This window comes from Escherichia sp. WS338 (genome assembly GCF_046486405.1).
Classification (GTDB): Bacteria; Pseudomonadota; Gammaproteobacteria; order Enterobacterales; family Enterobacteriaceae; genus Escherichia; species Escherichia coli.
Window position 1 is genome coordinate 76,707 of record NZ_JBJQLL010000009.1, and the last position, 23,599, is coordinate 100,305.

Annotated in this window: 24 protein-coding genes, 2 pseudogenes and 1 other annotated feature; of the genes and pseudogenes, 13 read left to right on the forward strand and 13 right to left on the reverse strand. The window is 49.1% G+C overall.

The features are described 5' to 3' along the window. Positions 1 to 98: 98 nt before the first annotated feature. The 5 genes from ymiC to topA all read right to left on the reverse strand — a co-directional run bounded on the left by ymiC (position 99) and on the right by topA (position 4,718). On the reverse strand, positions 99 to 194 hold the full coding sequence (gene ymiC / locus ACJHWT_RS10590) for a small membrane protein YmiC (RefSeq protein ID WP_001310756.1): 96 nt from the start codon (positions 192 to 194) through the stop codon (positions 99 to 101). Positions 195 to 307: 113 nt separating this feature from the next. Continuing rightward, complete coding sequence (gene yciX, locus ACJHWT_RS10595) at positions 308 to 475, reverse strand: protein YciX (protein WP_001563178.1); 168 nt, start codon at positions 473 to 475, stop codon at positions 308 to 310. Positions 476 to 477: 2 nt separating this feature from the next. Further along, the gene (locus ACJHWT_RS10600) at positions 478 to 618 is read right to left on the reverse strand and encodes a YmiA family putative membrane protein (RefSeq protein ID WP_001300896.1); all 141 of its coding nucleotides are present in this window, start codon (positions 616 to 618) and stop codon (positions 478 to 480) included. A 318-nt stretch (positions 619 to 936) separates the two neighbouring features. After that, complete coding sequence (cysB, locus tag ACJHWT_RS10605; protein WP_000776253.1) at positions 937 to 1,911, reverse strand: HTH-type transcriptional regulator CysB; 975 nt, start codon at positions 1,909 to 1,911, stop codon at positions 937 to 939. Positions 1,912 to 2,120: 209 nt separating this feature from the next. Further along, positions 2,121 to 4,718, reverse strand: a complete 2,598-nt coding sequence (topA, locus tag ACJHWT_RS10610; protein WP_001309471.1) for a type I DNA topoisomerase — start codon at positions 4,716 to 4,718, stop codon at positions 2,121 to 2,123. 379 nt (positions 4,719 to 5,097) lie between these two features. On the opposite strand from topA, the gene ACJHWT_RS10615 reads away from it, so the two are divergent. Beyond that, the gene (locus ACJHWT_RS10615) at positions 5,098 to 5,349 is read left to right on the forward strand and encodes a YciN family protein (protein ID WP_001031530.1); all 252 of its coding nucleotides are present in this window, start codon (positions 5,098 to 5,100) and stop codon (positions 5,347 to 5,349) included. A gap of 35 nt (positions 5,350 to 5,384) precedes the next feature. Here ACJHWT_RS10615 and sohB read toward each other — a convergent pair whose 3' ends face one another. Further along, positions 5,385 to 6,434 (reverse strand): protease SohB, encoded by a 1,050-nt coding sequence (sohB, locus tag ACJHWT_RS10620; RefSeq protein ID WP_000422061.1) that lies wholly within the window; start codon positions 6,432 to 6,434, stop codon positions 5,385 to 5,387. A 219-nt stretch (positions 6,435 to 6,653) separates the two neighbouring features. On the opposite strand from sohB, the gene ACJHWT_RS10625 reads away from it, so the two are divergent. Further along, positions 6,654 to 7,412, forward strand: a complete 759-nt coding sequence (locus ACJHWT_RS10625) for a YciK family oxidoreductase (RefSeq protein ID WP_000559276.1) — start codon at positions 6,654 to 6,656, stop codon at positions 7,410 to 7,412. Continuing rightward, on the forward strand, positions 7,409 to 7,999 hold the full coding sequence (cobO, locus tag ACJHWT_RS10630; protein WP_001278883.1) for a cob(I)yrinic acid a,c-diamide adenosyltransferase: 591 nt from the start codon (positions 7,409 to 7,411) through the stop codon (positions 7,997 to 7,999). The genes ACJHWT_RS10625 and cobO overlap by 4 nt, the downstream gene beginning before the upstream one ends. Before the next feature lie 51 nt (positions 8,000 to 8,050). Here the strand turns inward: cobO and ACJHWT_RS10635 are convergent, their stop codons facing one another. The 6 genes from ACJHWT_RS10635 to rnm all read right to left on the reverse strand — a co-directional run bounded on the left by ACJHWT_RS10635 (position 8,051) and on the right by rnm (position 14,048). Further along, positions 8,051 to 8,359 (reverse strand): hypothetical protein, encoded by a 309-nt coding sequence (locus ACJHWT_RS10635; protein ID WP_001000713.1) that lies wholly within the window; start codon positions 8,357 to 8,359, stop codon positions 8,051 to 8,053. A gap of 10 nt (positions 8,360 to 8,369) precedes the next feature. After that, positions 8,370 to 9,371 carry a hypothetical protein gene (locus ACJHWT_RS10640; protein ID WP_001317788.1) on the reverse strand — a complete coding sequence of 334 codons (1,002 nt, stop codon included), beginning with the start codon at positions 9,369 to 9,371 and terminating at the stop codon, positions 8,370 to 8,372. A gap of 169 nt (positions 9,372 to 9,540) precedes the next feature. Further along, complete coding sequence (gene rluB, locus ACJHWT_RS10645; RefSeq protein WP_001291206.1) at positions 9,541 to 10,416, reverse strand: 23S rRNA pseudouridine(2605) synthase RluB; 876 nt, start codon at positions 10,414 to 10,416, stop codon at positions 9,541 to 9,543. Between the two features lie 210 nt (positions 10,417 to 10,626). Next, entirely contained in the window at positions 10,627 to 12,522 is a 1,896-nt protein-coding gene (locus tag ACJHWT_RS10650) for a DUF2207 domain-containing protein (RefSeq protein WP_001317787.1), read from the reverse strand. A gap of 27 nt (positions 12,523 to 12,549) precedes the next feature. Next, a complete protein-coding gene (locus ACJHWT_RS10655) occupies positions 12,550 to 13,170 on the reverse strand; it encodes an L-threonylcarbamoyladenylate synthase (protein WP_001295575.1) in 621 nt (206 codons plus the stop codon). Then, on the reverse strand, positions 13,167 to 14,048 hold the full coding sequence (gene rnm / locus ACJHWT_RS10660; RefSeq protein ID WP_001285692.1) for an RNase RNM: 882 nt from the start codon (positions 14,046 to 14,048) through the stop codon (positions 13,167 to 13,169). Before rnm ends, ACJHWT_RS10655 begins: the two co-directional genes overlap by 4 nt. Before the next feature lie 137 nt (positions 14,049 to 14,185). On the opposite strand from rnm, the gene trpL reads away from it, so the two are divergent. The 9 genes and pseudogenes from trpL to ACJHWT_RS10705 all read left to right on the forward strand — a co-directional run bounded on the left by trpL (position 14,186) and on the right by ACJHWT_RS10705 (position 22,549). Further along, the gene (gene trpL, locus ACJHWT_RS10665) at positions 14,186 to 14,230 is read left to right on the forward strand and encodes a trp operon leader peptide (RefSeq protein ID WP_001700591.1); all 45 of its coding nucleotides are present in this window, start codon (positions 14,186 to 14,188) and stop codon (positions 14,228 to 14,230) included. Next, positions 14,207 to 14,300, forward strand: a sequence feature (Trp leader region). It overlaps the preceding gene by 24 nt. A 21-nt stretch (positions 14,301 to 14,321) precedes the next feature. Further along, a complete protein-coding gene (trpE, locus tag ACJHWT_RS10670) occupies positions 14,322 to 15,884 on the forward strand; it encodes an anthranilate synthase component I (RefSeq protein WP_001194623.1) in 1,563 nt (520 codons plus the stop codon). Continuing rightward, positions 15,884 to 17,479, forward strand: a complete 1,596-nt coding sequence (gene trpD / locus ACJHWT_RS10675; RefSeq protein WP_000763547.1) for a bifunctional anthranilate synthase glutamate amidotransferase component TrpG/anthranilate phosphoribosyltransferase TrpD — start codon at positions 15,884 to 15,886, stop codon at positions 17,477 to 17,479. The genes trpE and trpD overlap by 1 nt, the downstream gene beginning before the upstream one ends. Next, a complete protein-coding gene (gene trpCF, locus ACJHWT_RS10680) occupies positions 17,480 to 18,841 on the forward strand; it encodes a bifunctional indole-3-glycerol-phosphate synthase TrpC/phosphoribosylanthranilate isomerase TrpF (protein ID WP_000983884.1) in 1,362 nt (453 codons plus the stop codon). Between the two features lie 11 nt (positions 18,842 to 18,852). Then, positions 18,853 to 20,046, forward strand: a complete 1,194-nt coding sequence (gene trpB, locus ACJHWT_RS10685; RefSeq protein WP_000209512.1) for a tryptophan synthase subunit beta — start codon at positions 18,853 to 18,855, stop codon at positions 20,044 to 20,046. Continuing rightward, entirely contained in the window at positions 20,046 to 20,852 is an 807-nt protein-coding gene (gene trpA, locus ACJHWT_RS10690; protein WP_000443063.1) for a tryptophan synthase subunit alpha, read from the forward strand. Before trpB ends, trpA begins: the two co-directional genes overlap by 1 nt. A gap of 380 nt (positions 20,853 to 21,232) precedes the next feature. Further along, positions 21,233 to 21,412, forward strand: coding sequence for a general stress protein (locus tag ACJHWT_RS10695; protein WP_000807651.1), 180 nt, complete (start codon positions 21,233 to 21,235; stop codon positions 21,410 to 21,412). Positions 21,413 to 21,497: 85 nt separating this feature from the next. Then, a pseudogene (locus ACJHWT_RS10700) lies at positions 21,498 to 21,997 on the forward strand (ferritin-like domain-containing protein). Between the two features lie 45 nt (positions 21,998 to 22,042). Beyond that, positions 22,043 to 22,549 carry a ferritin-like domain-containing protein gene (locus ACJHWT_RS10705; protein ID WP_001079498.1) on the forward strand — a complete coding sequence of 169 codons (507 nt, stop codon included), beginning with the start codon at positions 22,043 to 22,045 and terminating at the stop codon, positions 22,547 to 22,549. Positions 22,550 to 22,607: 58 nt separating this feature from the next. Here the strand turns inward: ACJHWT_RS10705 and ompW are convergent, their stop codons facing one another. After that, positions 22,608 to 23,246: an outer membrane protein OmpW gene (gene ompW, locus ACJHWT_RS10710; protein ID WP_000737231.1), complete on the reverse strand. Its 639-nt coding sequence runs from the start codon at positions 23,244 to 23,246 to the stop codon at positions 22,608 to 22,610. A 239-nt stretch (positions 23,247 to 23,485) separates the two neighbouring features. Here ompW and ACJHWT_RS10715 point away from each other — a divergent pair. After that, a pseudogene (locus ACJHWT_RS10715) lies at positions 23,486 to 23,575 on the forward strand (YkgJ family cysteine cluster protein); the annotation flags it as partial. Positions 23,576 to 23,599 lie beyond the last annotated feature (24 nt).

Genomic DNA, 23,599 nt, shown 5'->3' on the forward strand with positions numbered 1-23,599 from the left:
TATTAAAGATAACACAAACATCGCGTAACGATTTGATAACAACCCAAATTGATAAAAGAGGAGAAACCTTGAGACAAAGCAAACAGCGGGGTCAGGGATCAGTGAGTAATGATCCAGAGGAGTTCGGCCCAGAAGAGCATCGACAGAGAAAATGCGCCCATCCAGGACCAATATTTCATATTTGTGTTGATCATAGGCTACACCTTTAACGGTTATTACTTTGTGTTGAGATAACTCAACCTGTTATTGCTGCGGTGTATTAAAAGCCCTTTAATTCATTAAAAATGGGTAATAAGAATGATGATAATTATTGTTTCTGCTGATCATCTTCAGCAAACAGTTCTATAAAGGCTTGCTGCTGCGATGTTAGTTGCCAGTCGTCTGGAATAACGACGGAACATTCCCGTTTCGTTTCTGTTTCATTGTCACTATGCTGACATAATGGTGACGACTCCAGTTGCTCCTGACCGACCATAGTTATCCCCACACTTTCCAAATCAGCAGTGCGACAACCACCCAGAAAAGAGCAGAACCAAGAAATACTGCCAGCCAGGCTTTGCGTTTTAATTCAGGGTCCCGGCGGGGTTCCTGATTTCCAGAAGGCATTGCTAACCTCATATAATCGCCATCACTTATCAGCAAGACGTTGAACGATTGGTGTAATTAATCATACGATGAGACAAATCCTAAAGAAACTTTAGTCAAAAATCCAGCGAATTTACGAATCGTCTCCAGTGAATAATTCAATCTTTTGACCTGAAATAGATATTTGAAAACTCGAGTTTGCGAGGCGGGTAATTAGACACTACTTTACAGGTAATTTACCCTATAAATATGAGGGATAAAAATATTGTGCACGGTATACAAATAAGCAACAAAAGAGAATATATTCCGGCACCTTCGCTACATAAAAGGTGCCGAAAATAACGCAAGAAATTATTTTTCCGGCAGTTTTATATCTTTAAACATGACCTCAATTTCTTCATTAGAGCGCAATGCGACAGCCGCATCAACGACATCACGCGTTAAATGCGGTGCAAAACGCTGAATGAAATCATACATATAACTGCGCAAAAAAGTACTACGGCGAAAACCAATTTTGGTTGTACTGTGGCTGAAGATATCGTGAGCATCAACGCGCACCAGGTCGGGATCGGCGACCGGATCCACCGCCATGCTGGCAATGACCCCTACCCCCAACCCTAACCGGACGTAAGTTTTAATGACGTCAGCATCCGTTGCCGTGAAGACGATACGTGGCGTTAACCCTGCGCGGTTAAAGGCAGTATCCAGTTCTGAGCGTCCGGTAAAGCCGAAGGTATATGTCACCAACGGATATTGCGCCAGTTCTTCAATGGTAATGGCTTTTTTGCCTGCCAGCGGGTGATCCGGAGTGACTACAATAGCCCGATTCCAGTGGTAGCACGGTAACATCACTAAATCTTCATACAGATGCAGCGCTTCTGTGGCGATAGCGAAATCGGCATTGCCTTTAGAGACAGCATCAGCAATTTGTGTCGGCGAGCCCTGGTGCATATGCAAAGAAACGCGAGGATAACGCTCAATAAAGCCTTTGATGACGTTTGGTAACGCATAGCGTGCCTGGGTATGCGTGGTGGCGATATACAGCGAGCCTTTATCCGGCCAGGTGTGCTCTCCGGCGACCGATTTTATGGCATCGACTTTCGACAGGACTTCACGAGCGATACGAATTATTTCTTGTCCTGCTGGCGTTACCTGCGTCAGGTGCTTGCCGCTTCGGGAAAAAATTTGAATGCCTAGCTCGTCTTCCAGCATTCTGACTTGTTTACTGATCCCGGGTTGTGATGTGTAAAGTCCTTCCGCTGTTGATGAGACATTCAGGTTATGATTGACCACCTCAACAATATAGCGAAGTTGTTGTAATTTCATGTTAAACCATCCACTTAGATGCCATCAGAACATCGTTTTTTCGTCACGCCAGGCGGGTGACTAATACGATTTAATAATAAAAAAGGGGCTAACTATAACCACTATATCATTTATAGCCTTAGTGTATAGGTGTGAAGAAAAAATAATATGCAATAAAAAAGGGCCGCTTTCGCGACCCTTTGTTTATAAAAACCTGACAAAATTAAAGGTTATTTTTTCCCTTCAACCCATTTGCCATCAACATAAAATGCTGACCAGCCAGTCGCCTTTCCGTCTTTTTCCGAAGAGACATATTGCTGTTTGGTTTTACGGCTAAAGCGAACCATGGTCTTATTACCTTCCGGATCCTGCTGTGGCGCATCGGCCAGATAACGCAGTTTTTCCGGCAGACGGTCGCGGAAGCGATAAAGCTCTTCCACCAGTGGCGCACGTGTTTCACGCGATTTCGGGAAAGTGTTGGCAGCCAGGAACACACCGGCAGCACCGTCACGCAGCACGAAATAGGCATCTGATTTTTCGCACGGCAGCTCCGGTAATGGCACCGGATCTTCCTTCGGTGGTGCCACTTCGCCGTTACGTAAAATCTTACGTGTGTTTTTACACTCTTCGTTAGTGCAGGCCATGTATTTACCGAAACGCCCCATTTTCAGGTGCATTTCAGAGCCACATTTTTCACACTCAACGATCGGGCCGTCATAACCTTTAATGCGGAATTCGCCCTCTTCGATCTCGTAACCGTCGCAGGTTGGGTTATTACCACAGACATGCAACTTACGTTTCGGATCGATGAGATAGCTGTCCATCGCCGTGCCGCATTTCGGGCAACGACGTTTTGCGCGCAGCGCGTTGGTTTCAGCGTCTTCGCCTTCCAGCACGTTCAGCACTTCGTTTTCCGGCACCAGGTTAATGGTGGTTTTGCAACGCTCTTTCGGCGGCAGCGCATAGCCAGAACAGCCAAGGAATACCCCGGTGCTCGCTGTGCGAATCCCCATTTTGCGACCACAAGTCGGGCAGTCAATGCTGGTCAGAACCATCTGGTTCGGGCGCATACCACCCTCTTCCGGATCTTTTTCAGCTTTATCTAACTGCTGGGTGAAATCCGAGAAGAAGTGATCCAGTACAGCTTTCCACTCTGCTTCGTGATTTGCCACCTGGTCGAGGCTGTTTTCCATCTGCGCGGTGAAGTCGTAGTTCATTAACTCGCGGAAATTCTCTTCCAGGCGATCGGTGACGATTTCGCCCATTTTTTCCGCATAGAAACGACGATTTTCTACTCGCACATAGCCACGATCCTGAATGGTCGAAATGATCGACGCATAGGTAGACGGACGACCGATACCACGTTTTTCCAGTTCTTTAACCAGCGATGCTTCACTGAAACGGGCTGGCGGCTTAGTAAAGTGCTGGGCTGGTGTCAGTTCAACGAGCGTCAGAGCATCGCCTTTATCGACTGCCGGTAAGATACGATCTTCATCGCCTTTACGCAGTGCAGGCATCACTTTTGTCCAGCCATCAAAGCGCAAAATACGACCGCGTGCTTTCAGGCGGAAATCGCCCGCACCAACGGTCAGCGTCGTGGAGTCATATTTCGCTGGGGTCATCTGGCAGGCAACGAACTGACGCCAGATTAACTGGTACAGTTTCTGCGCATCTGCTTCCATATCCTTCAGCGATTCCGCCATCACATTGACGTCAGAAGGACGAATCGCTTCGTGCGCTTCCTGTGAGTTTTCTTTGCTGGCGTACTGATTCGGACTTTCCGGCAGATATTTCTTACCAAAATTATCGCTGATATAACCGCGAACCATATTTACCGCGTCCTGACTCAGGTTAGTGGAGTCGGTACGCATGTAAGTGATATAGCCTGCTTCATACAAACGCTGAGCCATCATCATGGTTTTTTTCACGCCAAATCCAAGACGGGTGCTGGCAGCTTGTTGCAACGTAGAGGTAATAAAAGGAGCGCCAGGTTTACTGGTTGTCGGTTTGTCTTCACGTTCCAGCACGCTGTAGCGCGCTTTTTCCAGCAGACTTACCGCAGCCTGAGTTTGTTCTTTGTTGACCGGGCGGAACGGTTTGTCGTTCTGATGAGTCACCTGCAACGCCAACGCATCACCAGATGGCGTGGTCGTGCTGGCATCGACTTCCCAGAACTCTTCCGGTACGAACGCTTTAATTTCACGCTCACGCTCGACCACCAGGCGGACCGCCACCGACTGCACACGACCGGCAGACAGACCACGAGCGATCTTTTTCCACAGCAGCGGCGAAACCATATATCCCACCACGCGGTCCATAAAGCGACGCGCCTGCTGGGCATTAACACGATCAATATTCAGCTCACCTGGTTTGTTAAATGCCTGGCGGATCGCGTTTTTAGTAATTTCGTTAAACACCACTCGGCTATAGCGCGCATCATCACCACCAATCACTTCCCGCAGGTGCCATGCAATGGCTTCCCCTTCGCGGTCAAGGTCGGTTGCGAGATAGATGTGGTCGGCTTTTTCAGCCAGTTGTTTCAGTTCAGAGACGACCTTCTCTTTACCAGGCAACACTTCATAGTGCGCCTCCCAATTGTGCCACGGGTCAACCCCCATACGGTTGACGAGAGCGCCACGTTCATCCTTTTTAGGCTTTTTAGCCGTCTTGGTGGAGGTAGAGTCGGCACTCTTTTTGGCAGCTGAGCCACTGGTCGGCAAATCGCGGATGTGACCGACGCTGGATTTCACCACGTAGTCACTACCCAGATACTTGTTGATCGTTTTGGCTTTTGCCGGGGACTCAACGATGACAAGAGCTTTACCCATATTCACCTTACCTAATTTGATTCTTCCAGGAATGCGTCGCACGTTGATAAACCTTCCACTGGCAACGAGTTACCGATATGGACTCGCTCTCTGCGGATATCAACCCCTTGTCGTGACTCTGTTCACGAAAATTCAGGTGACTGAGTTAACAGGTCTTGGCCTACAGGCGCTATAGCACGACGGAATTTTGGTCGAATGTCAAGCAAATCTATTGCCAGATTGACGAAAGCGTCACACTGTACCTGATAAAATCCGATACGCAACTTTATTAGCATGCGAAATCCAAAGTTGCCAGTAAGGCGCTCTTGCCACCAGCGTGGTATATTTGTCTGCAAGCCATGCCTGGCGTAGACTAATGTCCTTGTTTAAGGAGTAAATAATGAACAAAGAGACACAACCCATCGACCGCGAGACGCTGTTGAAAGAGGCCAACAAAATCATTCGTGAGCATGAGGATACGCTCGCAGGGATTGAAGCCACCGGCGTCACGCAGCGTAATGGCGTGCTGGTATTTACCGGCGACTACTTTTTAGATGAACAAGGATTGCCAACAGCCAAAAGCACCGCGGTGTTTAATATGTTCAAACACCTGGCCCATGTGCTTTCAGAAAAATATCACCTGGTTGATTAAAGCAAAACGCGAGGTCTTACCCTCGCGTTTGTCTTTTACATCAATGGCTTTTGCCCCCGCTGCCACCAGCGTAACAACAATCGATCGGCGCTCTCTGCCGCGCTGCCGGTGAATCGGTCAATGAGTCGTTTACGCTGCATATAGCGTACATTGACCACTTCACGGCCTTCCATCAGGCTAAGAATAACTTCATCACTGGTGTTGATTTCATCAACCAGGCCTTTCTCTACCGCCTGTTGTCCGTACCAGTGTTCACCCGTTGCCACCTGATCAATATTCAGAGACGGACGCATACGCTTCACAAAATCTTTAAATAACTGATGCGTTTCGTTCAGCTCTTCGCGGAATTTCTCCCGCCCTTCTTCGGTGTTTTCACCCAGCAAGGTCAGCGTGCGCTTATACTGCCCAGCGGTGTGCAGTTCGATATCAATATCTTTGCTTTTCAGGAAGCGGTTAAAGTTGGGCATTTGCGCCACCACGCCAATGGAACCCACAATAGCAAACGGTGCGGAAACAATTTTGTCCGCCACACAGGCCATCATGTAACCGCCGCTGGCAGCGACTTTGTCTACCGTAACAGTTAAAGGAATGTTTTTATCACGCAGACGCTGCAGCTGCGAAGCCGCCAACCCGTAACCATGCACCATGCCACCAGGGCTTTCCAGACGTAGCACAACCTGATCCTGCGGTTTGAATGCTGCGAGTACCGCCGTTATCTCTTCACGTAGCGAGTTCACTTCATGGGCGTCCATGCTGCCTTTAAAATCCAGCACCCAGACGCGGGGTTTACTGTCAGTTGCCACCTCGCCCAGTTTGGCTTTCGCTTTTGCTGCTTTCGCTTCTTGCTTGTGCTTTTTCTTCTGCGCTTTATGCCACTGTTTTTGCTGATGAGTGTCCATCAGCGCCGCGGCCAGTTCTTCTTTCATCTCCTTATACTGTTCGCTGAGATTGTTGACCCGTAACTCGCCACGCTGGCGTTTATTACGTTGAGCAACATTGACAATAATGGCGGCAATCGCCGCAATCGCTAGCACAACGGTAACGATTTTCGCCAAAAACAAACCATATTCAGACAACAATTCCACGAGTCCCCACCTTGGTTAAACAACGCTTTGGCTCACAGTTTACAACAGGCATGTTAAGCCGTCTCGCAGAGATGTTATTGCAGCGAAAGTATGACAAAGTATCCATTTTGCGGTGTTATCGCCCCAGGCTGATTGAAATGCCCTTCTGTTTCAGGCATAAAGCCCCAAAGTCATAAAGTACACTGGCAGCGCGACAGACAACGTCGTTGAGGAGTAGCCATGCATTACCAGCCAAAACAAGATTTACTCAATGATCGCATTATCCTGGTGACGGGAGCCAGCGATGGTATTGGCCGTGAAGCCGCGATGACGTATGCACGCTATGGTGCGACAGTGATTCTGTTGGGCCGTAATGAAGAAAAATTACGTCAGGTAGCCAGCCACATAAACGAAGAAACTGGACGTCAGCCACAGTGGTTTATTCTCGATTTGCTGACCTGCACGTCCGAAGATTGCCAACAACTGGCACAGCGCATTGCCGTTAATTATCCGCGTCTGGATGGTGTTTTGCATAATGCCGGATTGCTCGGCGATGTTTGCCCTATGAGCGAACAAAATCCGCAGGTCTGGCAGGACGTCATGCAGGTCAACGTTAATGCCACCTTTATGCTCACCCAGGCACTGCTTCCTTTATTACTCAAATCGGACGCCGGTTCACTGGTCTTTACTTCATCAAACGTTGGACGTCAGGGACGAGCCAACTGGGGCGCATATGCAGCGTCGAAATTTGCCACCGAAGGGATGATGCAGGTACTGGCCGATGAATATCAGCAGCGCCTGCGCGTCAACTGCATTAACCCAGGCGGTACGCGCACCGCAATGCGTGCCAGCGCCTTCCCAACCGAAGATCCACAGAAACTTAAAACACCCGCTGATATCATGCCGCTCTACCTCTGGCTGATGGGCGATGACAGCCGCCGTAAAACCGGCATGACCTTTGACGCCCAACCGGGCCGTAAACCAGGAATTTCCCAATGAGTGATGAACGCTACCAACAGCGTCAGCAGCGAGTGAAAGAAAAAGTCGATGCTCGTGTGGCCCAGGCCCAGGATGAGCGCGGTATTATCATCGTCTTTACCGGCAATGGAAAAGGCAAAACCACCGCGGCATTTGGTACGGCAACTCGTGCAGTAGGCCATGGCAAAAAAGTGGGTATCGTGCAGTTTATTAAAGGCACCTGGCCTAATGGCGAGCGCAATCTACTGGAGCCACATGGCGTTGAGTTTCAGGTGATGGCAACGGGCTTTACCTGGGATACACAAAATCGCGAATCTGATACCGCGGCCTGCCGTGAAGTCTGGCAACATGCCAAACGAATGCTGGCCGATCCTTCACTGGATATGGTTTTGCTCGATGAGCTGACTTATATGGTGGCGTATGACTATTTGCCACTGGAAGAAGTGGTGCAGGCGTTAAATGAACGTCCACATCAACAGACGGTGATTATCACGGGTCGAGGCTGTCATCGGGATATTCTTGAACTGGCGGATACGGTGAGTGAATTACGCCCCGTGAAACATGCGTTTGATGCCGGTGTAAAAGCGCAGATAGGGATTGACTACTAAGTGAAAGCACCTCAAAAGAAGCCTCTTGAGGTGCTTTAATCATGATTATATTCAAGCGGCAATAGCGAAATTCAGAATACGTGTAATCTCATTCAAATGTCCCTGATATGCTTCATGATTCTCAGCGTCAACATCTTCAATAAATAATATCAGTTCAGTAATTAACGCATTGGCATCTTCATAACTGATTCTGCTTAACTCTGGCGAAGTTTCAGTACCGTAGTTAATCGTCAGATTGTTCATCACCGTGAGGATAAGGATAAAATATTTATGACAAACATTACATGTGGTTTTATTACCCAAAGTATTATACAGCATATCAAGTAATGCCAGTATTCTACGGTTTTGCACATCGTTCATAAAAAGCCTCCTATAACATTATTCCGCTGGCAATAAGTAATTTTGCCAGCCCCTCAGACGCCTTTAACCCACTAATGACCTGTGCGCGTAATATTTCATTTAATCTTTTTTGTTCAGCTGCCGTGCGTGTTTTATTAACGTATAAGCTTTTCAGATAATCACCCTTATCTATAAAGGCATTCAAAGCCTCAATCGCAGGCATGGCAGGTGCCGATGCCTGTAGTCTGGTTTCATTCACATTGATTACTGAACTTAGAAACTCCTTCCTGTTTTTCAGAGTGTTAAACTCTGTATTCTTAGAGTTTTTAGATACCGCATTATAATAAATCATATTATTATGTACATTCGCAAAGGTATAATTTTCAATCTTATCGCCTTTTGTATAAATATCATTACGCAAAACAGTCATGTTTTTTATAAGTCTTACCCAGTTTTCATCTACCGTTTTGCCTATTTTTCCAGAATTGACTTTAATTATATATAACTCATTGAAATAATTTACCAAATCTTTAACCGCTGCTGCAGATTGAGCTAAATCTTTGCTATGTAAAACACCAAGTAGTGTTTGTGCGTTGTTTGCGTGATCCAGAGCCTGTTTAAGTAATGCCACTTGCTGACTTTCCGTAGTTGCCATATCCTTTGTCAGAAGTTCCACATAAGCGCTCATGCTATTAATGACTTCCATTGAAGCCAGTAATTTTTCTTTCTCGAAAGGGACTAATTGTACTTGTTTTGTATTTGGCCCTGAACGCTGGCATAATTTTCCGCCATTCCCATCACCGCCTATATCAATGGTATAATCAGGTCGCAGGGCACAATCCGGATTAGTCGCGTAGAAATTAACAAGGAAGTTTTCACGAGAAGCATAGTATTGTTTAATGAAACTTGCATTCGCCGCTACTGCTTTGTTACCCGCAGTAATAACAGTTTCAGCTTGTTCGTTTTTCAATGCTTCAGTTGCACAACCTGAAAGCATTAACAGCGATAGAAATATTCCACTATATCTAATCATAACCCACCTCTTGACGTTGAGTTTATCTCAGATAATTAAATAGTAATGTGGCTATTTCCTGGTAATATTCATAAGCAAGTATGAAATTAAATTAAAATACTGCGACTATTTATCATACTTCAAATGAAGAAAAGGCCCCGCAGGGCCTTTATTTTATACTTAACTTAAATTAACCGTTATTATTACGTCCACCAGAACGACGACCGCCGCTCACCTGACTGTGACGTTTCACCGCACGACGAATCTGATTCGCCTTCATACGACGACGGTCTTTTTCTACAGCGACTTTAGAGCTGGTTTCTGGCGGTAGCTCCACCAGTTCGCGCAGATAGTTAGTCTGGGCGAGGTCCAGCTCCGTCCAGCCACCGCGTGGCAGACCTTTCGGCAGTGGGATATCACCGTAACGAACACGGATCAGGCGGCTTACCTGCACACCAACCGCTTCCCACAGACGACGAACTTCACGGTTACGGCCTTCGGTCAGAGTAACGTTGTACCACTGGTTGATCCCTTCGCCGCCGCTGAACTTGATGGTTTTAAAGGCTGCCGGACCATCTTCCAGCTGCACGCCACGACTCAAATCACGCAGTTTCGCGTCGTCAACCTGACCAAATACGCGCACGGCGTATTCACGTTCAACTTCACGGCTTGGATGCATTAAACGGTTTGCCAGTTCACCGTCGGTAGTGAACAGCAGCAGACCACAGGTGTTAACGTCCAGACGACCTACGGCAATCCAGCGTGCGCCACGCAGTTTTGGCAGACGGTCAAACACCGTTGGACGTCCTTCCGGATCGTTACGGGTACACAACTCACCTTCCGGTTTGTAATAGGCCAGAACGCGACAAATTTGTTCAGCGGACTCACGTACCGAAATCAGGTGACCATCGATACGGATTTTCAGTCCAGGGGTAATTTCAACGCGATCGCCGAGTTTAGCAATTTTGCCATCAACACTCACACGACCGGCTTCAATAATAGATTCGATTTCACGGCGAGAACCGTGGCCGGCACGCGCCAGCACTTTCTGTAGCTTTTCGCTCATAGAGCTTCCTTTTGGTGTCGCCTTCCCAGGCGTCTGATATGCTTTTGTGCAACAGTGAGTCAGAATTTACATCTGACTCACTGATAGTAAAGTCTGTTTGAACTCTTCAGGCCTTAAGTAAACGACTCGACGTTTATCGGCCTGGCTTTGAGGCGCAACATACTACACTATCTTTATGGTTAAAGCTTGTTTCGATTAACATCAGCTTAATTACCAGCCACCACCGCCTCCGCCACCCGCCCCGCCGCCAGCACCACCACCGGAATAACTTCGCCCCAACAAACTGGTATTGGCCCCCAGACTCAGGTGCATCTGCAATGAGAATAAAACGCCACTACGGGCAATTTCCGGGGCGCGAACAGCCGCTGTGAGTGATGGGGTGATACGTGCTGCCCATTCTCTGCCAAGGTTTGCCGAGACCGCCCAACCTAACAACGCGTAATCCAGTTTCCGTGTTTCCCCTTTCCGCCGCCGCCCACTGTGTGTTGCTGCCTCTTTACCCGCAAGATAGTTAACGATAGCTTCACCGTGGGCATAACGTTGCTGCCCAGTTTGGGTAAACTTTGGCAGAAAAATATACCCTATGCCAGTGAGATAACCGGTCAGGAAAACAGCGCTAAAATAACCCGCTGGCATATACCAGTAAAAGAATACATCTCCGACATTGATATAGAGAGAGTAAAAGGCCACGCCTGAACAAATCAGCGGTAAAAACAAAGTGATGATTACACGATTAACGCAAGGCTTGTCATCATCGCGGGCAAACAAAAGCTCAAGGGAACAAAATAAAAAAGGAAGAAGCCAGCAGATCATAATAAACATATCGCCAACCAGACTCATTCCTGCCCAACCTACGGGACTCAGGTTACCATAGAGAATGACCGCCAATATCGCCATTCCGCCCCATTGCAAAAACGTATCAGGCCGGTAAAACGAAGACTTTTTACGCGGCAGATAAAATTTCTGCATCCGTAAAAATGCCCTGCGTAAGACTCTGTTGCGTCTCCCCGTAAGAACGACCTTATCGCCTTTACGAAATAACGCTTCCAGTAATAACTGCTCTGCGGGCAGTAATACCGCATTATTTCTGGTCGCGCCTTCATTAACACGAATCAGGATTTGCTGGTTCTTATCATACTGATCTTCCAGATGAATTTTTCCTTTCACAATCAGATTTACGATATCGGCACAAAAACCTTTATCGTCGTAAACCAGTTTCGCATCGAGACGTAACATGCCGGGCGTGTAATCTGGCGGAATGACATCGGTTTCAATCACATCTACCGGCGTAAATTGTGGCCTGCGCTTCCAGAGATATAACCAGCCACACGCCAGGAACAGACACGGAAACCAAATTAACAACGATGACGTAGAGGGTAAAAGAAGATGGCTGAAAATATTCGTCGTTTGTGGTGCCGGGGCATTACCAAGTAAAGCGTGAGGCCAGCGGTAGAGGACCGTGAAGTCTTCACGATAAAACGGATCGCGGGATTCAATTCTTCCGTCCTCAAGGATGCGGCCATTTCGATATGTGTCGCCCTCTTCTCCAGTAAAGAGATCGATTTCGCTAAATGGATTACCCGCGATATCAGGGAACTTGAGTGAAAATCGGGTCTTATAGATTTCAAACGGCCACTTGTTACCGGTCACGTTCCAGATTAACAGATCAGAATCTCCCTCACGCAGGAAAGCATTTTTAACCTGATAATGAATTTGATAATGATAGTCGCCTTGAGGCAAGAAACGTTGTTTATCGCCCACGACAATACTCATTAACCCGATATGCCAGTCAAGATGCCAGGGTTCAGGAATACCATCACGGGTGACGCCAACAATATGATAGTTCAGCAGTGCAGCGTCCCCATCAGGCTGCATCCAGAGTCGTGGTAAATCACGATAAAATCCGTGCTTAATCTGCTGATTTCGCGCCTGAAAATGAATATTTTCTTTGATGTCGAGCACCCCATCCGGTTGCAGAGTGGCTTCAACATCAAAGAGCGAGATCCCTTCTTCATAAAAAGGGATCTCCGTGTTTTTCGGATAACTCAACGAAGAGAAAAAAAGCCCAACTATCAACAGCAAAATGCAGCGATATATCCCTGCCATAGTCTTCCATCCGTGGAACGCAATTTGTTATAAGAAAGGCTTCACATCACCTACGCCTTCACGCACCACGACCGGCGTATCATCAGTAAGATCAATAACCGTTGTTGGTTTCTGCCCGAGATAGCCGCCGTGAATAATCAAGTCCACCTGTTTTTCCAGACGGTCTTTAATTTCTTCCGGATCGGATTCGGTAAATTCGCTGCCTGGCAGCATTAGCGAAGTGGAAAGCATCGGTTCGCCCAGTGCTTCAAGCAACGCCTGCGCAATCGGGTTAGAAGGCACACGCATACCGATGGTTTTGCGTTTTTCCTGCAACAGACGGCGTGGCACCTCCTTCGTCCCTTTCAGGATGAAGGTGTAGTTGCCCGGCGTGTTGTTTTTCATCAAACGAAACGCAACGTTATCCACGAATGAATAGGTCGAGAGCTCAGAAAGATCGCGACACATCAGGGTAAAGTTGTGACCGTCCGGCAGCTGGCGAATTCGACAAATACGCTCCATGGCGTTTTTATCTTCAATTTTACAGCCGAGCGCATAGCCGGAATCGGTTGGATAAACAATCACCCCGCCTTTACGCACGATCTCCACCGCTTGGTTGATCAGACGTTGCTGCGGGTTATCAGGATGAATATAAAAAAACTGGCTCATAATTCCCTCTCTGTGGTGTTCTGCGGCTGTTCCCATAGCTGCCAGACGCCTTCAACGCCTGCAGGCAGCCAGAGTTTACGACCCAGTTCAATCCACGGGCACGGCTGATGAAAATCAGATCCTTGTGATGCCCATAAATGATGCTGACGCGCAAGTGTCGCCAGCTGGGTGCGTTCATTGGGCGATTGCTGGCACTGCGCGACTTCCATCGCGTCGCCGTGGTGTTCAGCAAAATGCGCAACCAATCTTTTCAGCCATTTAGCACTAAGATTGTACCGCCCAGGATGAGCTAGCACCGCCTTACCGCCAGAATGATGAATGACATCAATAGCTTGTTCTATTGTACACCACTGTGGCGGAACGTATCCGGTTTTCCCGCGCGCCAGATATTTTTTAAAGACATCCGCCATTGAACTGGCTTTGCCGCACTCCACAAGGAAACGAGCAAAATGACCGCGCGTCACCGCACCGCCCTGCGCCAGTCGTTGCGCGCCTTCCAGCGCACCTGGTATCTGCGCTTTTTCAAGTCTTTCGGCAATCAGCTGCGCCCGCTGATTGCGCCGTTCTGTCTGCTGCGCGAGGAACTCACACATTAGCGGATGAGTAATATCAATATTCAGCCCGACAATATGAATTTCATGATTTTCCCAGACCGTGGAGATTTCCACGCCGGGAATAAGATTCAGCGCCAGTCCCGAACGTGAAATTTCCTCTCTTGCTGGTGAGATTGCAGCTGTGGTGTCATGGTCGGTGATCGCCAGGGTGCCGACGCGCATCTCGACTGCACGGTGCACCAATGCTTCTGGCGTCAGGCAGCCATCGGAAGCTGTGGTATGGCTGTGCAGGTCGTAAATCACTGCGTAATTCGTGTCGCTCAAGGCGCACTCCCGTTCTGGATAATGTTTTTTGCGCCGACATCATAACGGTTCTGGCAAATATTCTGAAATGAGCTGTTGACAATTAATCATCGAACTAGTTAACTAGTACGCAAGTTCACGTAAAAAGGGTATCGACAATGAAAGCAATTTTCGTACTGAAAGGTTGGTGGCGCACTTCCTGAAACGGGCAGTGTATTCACCATGCGTAAAGCAATCAGATACCCAGCCCGCCTGATGAGCGGGCTTTTTTTTGAACAAAATTAGAGAATAACAATGCAAACACAAAAACCGACTCTTGAACTGCTAACCTGCGAAGGCGCTTATCGCGACAACCCGACTGCGCTTTTTCACCAGTTGTGTGGGAATCGTCCAGCAACGCTGCTGCTGGAATCCGCAGATATCGACAGCAAAGATGATTTAAAAAGCCTGCTGCTGGTAGACAGTGCGCTGCGCATTACAGCATTAGGTGACACTGTCACAATTCAGGCACTTTCCGGCAACGGCGAAGCCCTGTTGGCACTACTGGATAACGCCCTGCCTGCGGGTGTGGAAAATGAACAATCACCAAACTGCCGTGTGCTGCGCTTCCCCCCTGTCAGTCCACTGCTGGATGAAGACGCCCGCTTATGCTCCCTTTCGGTTTTTGACGCTTTCCGCTTATTGCAGAATCTGTTGAATGTACCGAAGGAAGAACGAGAAGCAATGTTCTTCGGCGGCCTGTTCTCTTATGACCTTGTGGCGGGGTTTGAAGATTTACCGCAACTGGCAGCGGAAAATAACTGCCCTGATTTCTGTTTTTATCTCGCTGAAACGCTGATGGTGATTGACCATCAGAAAAAAAGCACCCGCATTCAGGCCAGTCTTTTTGCTCCGAATGAAGAAGAAAAACAACGTCTCACTGCTCGCCTGAACGATCTTCGCCAGCAGCTGACCGAAACCGCGCCACCGCTGCCGGTGGTTTCCGTGCCGCATATGCATTGTGAATGTAACCAGAGCGATGAAGAGTTCGGTGGCGTAGTGCGTTTGTTGCAAAAAGCGATTCGCGCCGGAGAAATTTTCCAGGTGGTGCCATCTCGCCGTTTCTCTCTGCCCTGCCCGTCACCGCTGGCGGCCTATTACGTGCTGAAAAAGAGTAATCCCAGCCCGTATATGTTTTTTATGCAGGATAATGATTTCACCCTGTTTGGCGCGTCGCCGGAGAGCTCGCTCAAGTATGACGCCACCAGCCGCCAGATTGAGATCTACCCGATTGCCGGAACACGTCCACGCGGTCGTCGTGCCGATGGTTCGCTGGACAGAGACCTCGACAGCCGCATCGAACTGGAAATGCGTACCGATCATAAAGAGCTTTCTGAACATCTGATGCTGGTGGATCTCGCCCGTAATGATCTGGCACGCATTTGCACCCCCGGCAGCCGCTACGTCGCCGATCTCACCAAAGTTGACCGTTACTCTTACGTGATGCACCTGGTCTCCCGCGTGGTCGGTGAGCTGCGCCACGATCTCGACGCCCTGCACGCTTACCGCGCCTGTATGAATATGGGGACGTTAAGCGGTGCACCGAAAGTACGCGCTATGCAGTTAATTGCCGAGGCGGAAGGTCGTCGCCGCGGCAGCTACGGCGGCGCGGTAGGTTATTTCACCGCGCATGGCGATCTCGACACCTGCATTGTGATCCGCTCGGCACTGGTGGAAAACGGTATCGCCACCGTGCAAGCCGGTGCTGGCGTGGTACTTGATTCTGTTCCGCAGTCGGAAGCCGACGAAACCCGTAATAAAGCCCGCGCTGTACTGCGCGCTATTGCCACCGCGCATCATGCACAGGAGACGTTCTGATGGCTGACATTCTGCTGCTCGATAATATCGACTCTTTTACTTACAACCTGGCAGATCAGTTGCGCAGCAATGGTCATAACGTGGTGATTTACCGCAACCATATTCCGGCGCAGACCTTAATTGAACGCCTGGCGACAATGAGCAATCCGGTGCTGATGCTTTCTCCTGGCCCCGGTGTGCCAAGCGAAGCCGGTTGTATGCCAGAACTCCTCACCCGCCTGCGCGGCAAGCTGCCAATTATTGGCATTTGCCTCGGTCATCAGGCGATTGTCGAAGCTTACGGGGGCTATGTCGGTCAGGCGGGCGAAATTCTTCACGGTAAAGCGTCGAGCATTGAACATGACAGTCAGGCGATGTTTGCCGGATTAACAAACCCATTGCCGGTGGCGCGTTATCACTCGCTGGTTGGCAGTAATATCCCGGCAGGTTTAACCATCAACGCCCATTTTAATGGCATGGTGATGGCGGTGCGTCACGATGCAGATCGCGTTTGCGGTTTCCAGTTCCATCCGGAATCCATTCTTACTACCCAGGGCGCTCGCCTGCTGGAACAAACGCTGGCCTGGGCGCAGCAGAAACTTGAGCCAACCAACACGCTGCAACCGATTCTGGAAAAACTGTATCAGGCACAGACGCTTAGCCAACAAGAAAGTCACCAGCTGTTTTCAGCGGTGGTGCGTGGCGAGCTGAAGCCGGAACAACTGGCGGCGGCGCTGGTGAGCATGAAAATTCGCGGCGAGCACCCGAACGAGATCGCCGGAGCAGCAACCGCGCTACTGGAAAACGCCGCGCCGTTCCCGCGCCCGGATTATCTGTTTGCCGATATCGTCGGTACTGGCGGTGACGGCAGCAACAGCATCAATATTTCTACCGCCAGTGCGTTTGTCGCCGCGGCCTGTGGGCTGAAAGTGGCGAAACACGGTAACCGCAGCGTCTCCAGTAAATCCGGCTCGTCCGATCTGCTGGCGGCGTTCGGTATTAATCTTGATATGAACGCCGATAAATCGCGCCAGGCGCTGGATGAGTTAGGCGTCTGTTTCCTCTTTGCGCCGAAATATCACACCGGATTCCGCCACGCGATGCCGGTTCGCCAGCAACTGAAAACCCGCACCCTGTTCAACGTGTTGGGGCCATTGATTAACCCGGCGCATCCGCCGCTGGCGCTAATTGGTGTTTATAGTCCGGAACTGGTGCTGCCGATTGCCGAAACCTTGCGCGTGCTGGGGTATCAACGCGCTGCGGTAGTGCACAGCGGCGGGATGGATGAAGTTTCATTACACGCGCCGACAATCGTTGCCGAACTGCATGACGGTGAAATTAAGAGCTATCAGCTAACTGCAGAAGATTTTGGCCTGACACCCTACCACCAGGAGCAACTGGCAGGCGGAACACCGGAAGAAAACCGTGACATTTTAACACGCTTGTTACAAGGTAAAGGCGACGCCGCCCATGAAGCAGCCGTCGCGGCGAACGTCGCCATGTTAATGCGCCTGCATGGCCATGAAGATCTGCAAGCCAATGCGCAAACCGTTCTTGAGGTACTGCGCAGTGGTTCCGCTTACGACAGAGTCACCGCACTGGCGGCACGAGGGTAAATGATGCAAACCGTTTTAGCGAAAATCGTCGCAGACAAGGCGATTTGGGTAGAAACCCGCAAAGAGCAGCAACCGCTGGCCAGTTTTCAGAATGAGGTTCAGCCGAGCACGCGACATTTTTATGATGCACTTCAGGGTGCACGCACGGCGTTTATTCTGGAGTGTAAAAAAGCGTCGCCGTCAAAAGGCGTGATCCGTGATGATTTCGATCCGGCACGCATTGCCGCCATTTATAAACATTACGCTTCGGCAATTTCGGTGCTGACTGATGAGAAATATTTTCAGGGGAGCTTTGATTTCCTCTCCATCGTCAGCCAAATCGCCCCGCAGCCGATTTTATGTAAAGACTTTATTATCGACCCTTACCAGATCTATCTGGCGCGCTATTACCAGGCCGATGCCTGCTTATTAATGCTTTCAGTACTGGATGACGAACAATACCGCCAGCTTGCCGCCGTCGCCCACAGTCTGGAGATGGGCGTGCTGACCGAAGCCAGTAATGAAGAGGAACTGGAGCGCGCCATTGCATTGGGGGCAAAGGTCGTTGGCATCAACAACCGCGATCTGCGCGATTTGTCGATTGATCTCAACCGTACCCGCGAGCTTGCGCCGAAACTGGGGCACAACGTGACGGTAATCAGCGAATCCGGCATCAATACTTACGCTCAGGTGCGCGAGTTAAGCCACTTCGCTAACGGCTTTTTAATTGGCTCGGCGTTGATGGCCCATGACGATTTGAACGCCGCCGTGCGCCGAGTGTTGCTGGGTGAGAATAAAGTATGTGGCCTGACGCGTGGGCAAGATGCTAAAGCAGCTTATGACGCGGGCGCGATTTACGGTGGGTTGATTTTTGTTGCGACATCACCGCGTTGCGTCAACGTTGAACAGGCGCAGGAAGTGATGGCTGCGGCACCGTTGCAGTATGTTGGCGTGTTCCGCAATCACGATATTGCCGATGTGGTGGACAAAGCTAAGGTGTTATCGCTGGCGGCAGTGCAACTGCATGGTAATGAAGATCAGCTGTATATCGATACGCTGCGTGAAGCTCTGCCAGCACACGTTGCCATCTGGAAAGCATTAAGCGTCGGTGAAACCCTGCCCGCCCGCGAGCTTCAGCACGTTGATAAATATGTTTTAGACAACGGCCAGGGTGGAAGCGGTCAACGTTTCGACTGGTCACTGTTAAACGGTCAATCGCTTGGCAACGTTCTGCTGGCGGGGGGCTTAGGCGCAGATAACTGCGTGGAAGCGGCACAAACCGGCTGCGCCGGACTTGATTTTAATTCTGCTGTAGAGTCGCAACCGGGCATCAAAGACGCACGTCTTTTGGCCTCGGTTTTCCAGACGCTGCGCGCATATTAAGGAAAGGAACAATGACAACATTACTTAACCCGTATTTTGGTGAGTTTGGCGGCATGTACGTGCCACAAATCCTGATGCCTGCTCTGCGCCAGCTGGAAGAAGCTTTTGTTAGCGCGCAAAAAGATCCTGAATTTCAGGCTCAGTTCAACGACCTGCTGAAAAACTATGCCGGGCGTCCAACCGCACTCACCAAATGCCAGAACATTACGGCTGGCACTAACACCACGCTGTATCTCAAGCGCGAAGATTTGCTGCACGGCGGCGCGCATAAAACCAACCAGGTGCTCGGCCAGGCGTTGCTGGCGAAGCGGATGGGTAAAACGGAAATCATCGCCGAAACCGGAGCCGGTCAGCATGGCGTGGCGTCGGCCCTTGCCAGCGCCCTGCTCGGCCTGAAATGTCGCATTTATATGGGTGCCAAAGACGTTGAACGCCAGTCGCCTAACGTTTTTCGTATGCGTTTAATGGGTGCGGAAGTGATCCCGGTGCATAGCGGTTCCGCGACGCTGAAAGATGCCTGTAATGAGGCGCTACGCGACTGGTCCGGCAGTTATGAAACCGCGCACTATATGCTGGGCACCGCGGCTGGCCCGCATCCTTACCCGACCATTGTGCGTGAGTTTCAGCGAATGATTGGCGAAGAAACGAAAGCGCAGATTCTGGAAAGAGAAGGTCGCCTGCCGGATGCGGTTATCGCCTGTGTTGGCGGCGGTTCGAATGCCATCGGCATGTTTGCTGATTTTATCAACGAAACCGACGTCGGCCTGATTGGTGTCGAACCAGGCGGTCACGGTATCGAAACTGGCGAGCACGGCGCACCGTTAAAACACGGTCGCGTGGGCATCTATTTCGGTATGAAAGCGCCGATGATGCAAACCGAAGACGGACAGATTGAAGAATCTTACTCCATCTCCGCCGGACTGGATTTCCCGTCTGTCGGCCCACAACACGCGTATCTTAACAGCACTGGACGCGCTGATTACGTGTCAATTACCGATGATGAAGCACTGGAAGCCTTCAAAACGCTGTGCCTGCACGAAGGGATTATCCCGGCGCTGGAGTCCTCCCACGCCCTGGCCCATGCGCTGAAAATGATGCACGAAAACCCGGAAAAAGAGCAGCTACTGGTGGTTAACCTTTCCGGTCGCGGCGATAAAGACATCTTCACCGTTCACGATATTTTGAAAGCACGAGGGGAAATCTGATGGAACGCTACGAATCTCTGTTTGCCCAGTTGAAGGAGCGCAAAGAAGGCGCATTCGTTCCTTTCGTCACGCTCGGTGATCCGGGCATTGAGCAGTCGCTGAAAATTATCGACACGCTAATTGAAGCCGGTGCTGACGCGCTGGAGTTAGGTATCCCCTTCTCCGACCCACTGGCGGATGGCCCGACGATTCAAAACGCCACACTGCGTGCCTTTGCGGCAGGTGTGACCCCGGCACAGTGCTTTGAGATGCTGGCACTGATTCGCCAGAAGCACCCGACCATTCCCATCGGCCTTTTGATGTATGCCAACCTGGTGTTTAACAAAGGCATTGATGAGTTTTATGCCCAGTGCGAGAAAGTCGGCGTCGATTCGGTGCTGGTTGCCGATGTGCCAGTGGAAGAGTCCGCTCCCTTCCGCCAGGCCGCGTTGCGTCATAATGTCGCACCTATCTTTATTTGCCCGCCGAATGCCGACGATGATTTGCTGCGCCAGATAGCCTCCTACGGTCGTGGATACACCTATTTATTGTCACGTGCGGGCGTGACCGGCGCAGAAAACCGCGCCGCGTTACCCCTCGATCATCTGGTTGCGAAGCTGAAAGAGTACAACGCTGCACCTCCATTGCAGGGATTTGGTATTTCCGCCCCGGATCAGGTCAAAGCAGCGATTGATGCAGGAGCTGCAGGCGCGATTTCAGGTTCAGCCATTGTTAAAATCATCGAGCAACATATTAATGAGCCAGAGAAAATGCTGGTGGCACTGAAAGTTTTTGTACAACCGATGAAAGCGGCGACGCGCAGTTAATCCCACAGCCGCCAGTTCCGCTGGCGGCATTTTAACTTTCTTTAACGAAGCCGGAAAAATCCTAAATTCATTTATTATTTATCTTTTTACCGTTTCGCTTACCCCTGTCGAACGTCAACTTACGTCATTTTTCCGCCCAACAGTAATATAATCAAACAAATTAATCCCGCAACATAACACCAGTAAAATCAATAATTTTCTCTAAGTCGCTTATTCCTCAGGCAATTGTTAATATATCCAGAATGTTCCTCAAAATATATTTTCCCTCTTTCTTCTCGTTGCGCTTAATTTGACTAATTTTCATTAGCGACTAATTTTAATGAGTGTCGACACACAACACTCATATTAATGAAACAATGCAACGCAACGGGAGAAATAACATGGCCGAACATCGTGGTGGTTCAGGAAATTTCGCCGAAGATCGTGAGAAGGCATCCGACGCAGGCCGTAAAGGCGGTCAGCATAGCGGCGGTAATTTTAAAAATGATCCGCAACGCGCATCTGAAGCGGGTAAAAAAGGCGGTCAACAAAGCGGTGGTAATAAATCAGGAAAATCCTGATTCACCGTTAATTATTAATATCAGCTGATAAAGATAATTGCATCTGCGGGCCGTATGGCTCGCAGTGATTTCACTGGAGAAAAATATGAATATGAAGACCATTGAAGATGTATTACTCACCTGCTTTCAGATACCTACAGCGCAGAAAAACAATTAACCCGTGCACTGGCAAAACTCGCTAGAGCAACATCAAGCGAAAAATTAAGTCAGGCTTTTCATGCGCACCTCGAGGAAACTCATGGACAGATTGAACGAATTGATCAAGTTATGGAATCTGAATCGAACCTGAAAATTAAGCGCATGAAATGTGTGGCAATGGAAGGTCTCATTGAAGAAGCTAATGAGGTCATCGAAAGCACCGAGAAAAACGAAGTGCGTGGTGCCGCACTGATTGCCGCTGCACAGAAAGTCGAGCACTATGAGATCGCCAGTTACGGGACTTTATCGACGCTGGCTGAACAATTAGGTTATCGTAAAGCAGCGAAGCTTCTGAAAGAGACCCTGGAAGAAGAAAAGGCCACCGACATCAAATTGACTGATCTGGCCCTTAATAACGTAAATAAGAAAGCCGAAAATAAAGCCTGAAATATGAACTTTAACTTTTAGTCATTTTATAAAGAGGACATTTTCATGAATCGTATTGAACATTATCATGACTGGTTACGTGACGCCCACGCAATGGAAAAGCAAGCCGAATCTATGCTTGAGTCCATGGCCAGTCGTATAGATAATTATCCTGAACTACGCGCTCGTATTGAACAACATCTTAGTGAAACCAAAAACCAGATTGTTCAACTGGAAACTATTCTTGATCGTAATGACATTTCACGTTCAGTCATTAAAGATTCCATGAGTAAAATGGCTGCACTTGGGCAGTCAATCGGTGGTATATTCCCTTCTGATGAAATAGTCAAAGGCTCTATTAGCGGATATGTCTTCGAGCAATTTGAAATCGCCTGTTATACCTCACTCTTAGCAGCAGCAAAAAATGCCGGTGATACAGCCTCAATTCCGATTATCGAAGCGATTTTAAATGATGAAAAGCACATGGCCGACTGGCTAATTCAGCATATTCCGCAAACAACTGAGAAATTCTTAATTCGCTCTGAAACTGATGGCGTAGAAGCGAAGAAATAATACCCTTTATACCATGTCCTTATTGACCCCGTAATTACGGGGTCATTTTTGTGCGGAATTAAAAACGATATCCTGCTGAGAACATAAACACCCACGGATCGAGGCGTACGCTATCGTGTTGCTGTGCACCGCCCAGTTTATAATTGGCAGTGGTATCAATATCCATGTACCAGACTGACATGTTAACCAACCAGTCACGGTTAATCAGATAATCAACCCCCACCTGCCCGGCAGCTCCCCAGGAATCTTTCAGACTGAGATCGGAAAGCCCCGTCTCTTTGCCATGATCGTTAAATCCATTATCAAAGAAGGTGGTGTAGTTAATACCTGCCCCAACGTAAGGACGGAATTTGCTGCTGGCATCACCAAAATACCACTGCGCCATCAGTGTTGGCGGCAGATGATGAACGGTTGCAATATCGCCGGTCGCCCGGGTGCCGATTTTATGGCGGAACGGCGTCGCTGCCAGCAATTCCACACCAATGTTATCGGTCGCCATATAAGTAAACGTCAGGCCCAGTTGCGTATTATTGGTCACGCTGAATCCACCCAGACTTCCTAACGTACCACCAGCACCTTCTGTTGGACGTACGGTTGCAGAACCTGCACGCATAAAAAATTCGCCTGCTTCATGCGCAAAGGCACTGCCAGAGAGAAGAGTTGTTACTGCCAAAGCCGCCACTGTTAACTTTTTCATATCCGCTCCGTCGTTATGGTTATAAAAACGTGACGAATATACCTACATTGGAGTAACAAATGATCCTACATAGATCACATTACATATGATAATTCACCATTTATTGATCTGGATTAATTTAGAAGTTGCATTGAGAATCCTGGTTAATGTGATTTAAATCAATTTTTAAATATTTTCGCTACGCAAATATTAACTCGATCGCCACTTGCCGCGATTTGCCCACGTCTGAAGGCCAGCAATTACCTCCGCTTTACAAAGATATGCTTTTCCATACAAGACCTGATGCTGCCACCCGAGGCTTAACCAGGGTACAATTGCTCGCTAATTAACACCTGCATAAAACTCAAGGAGAG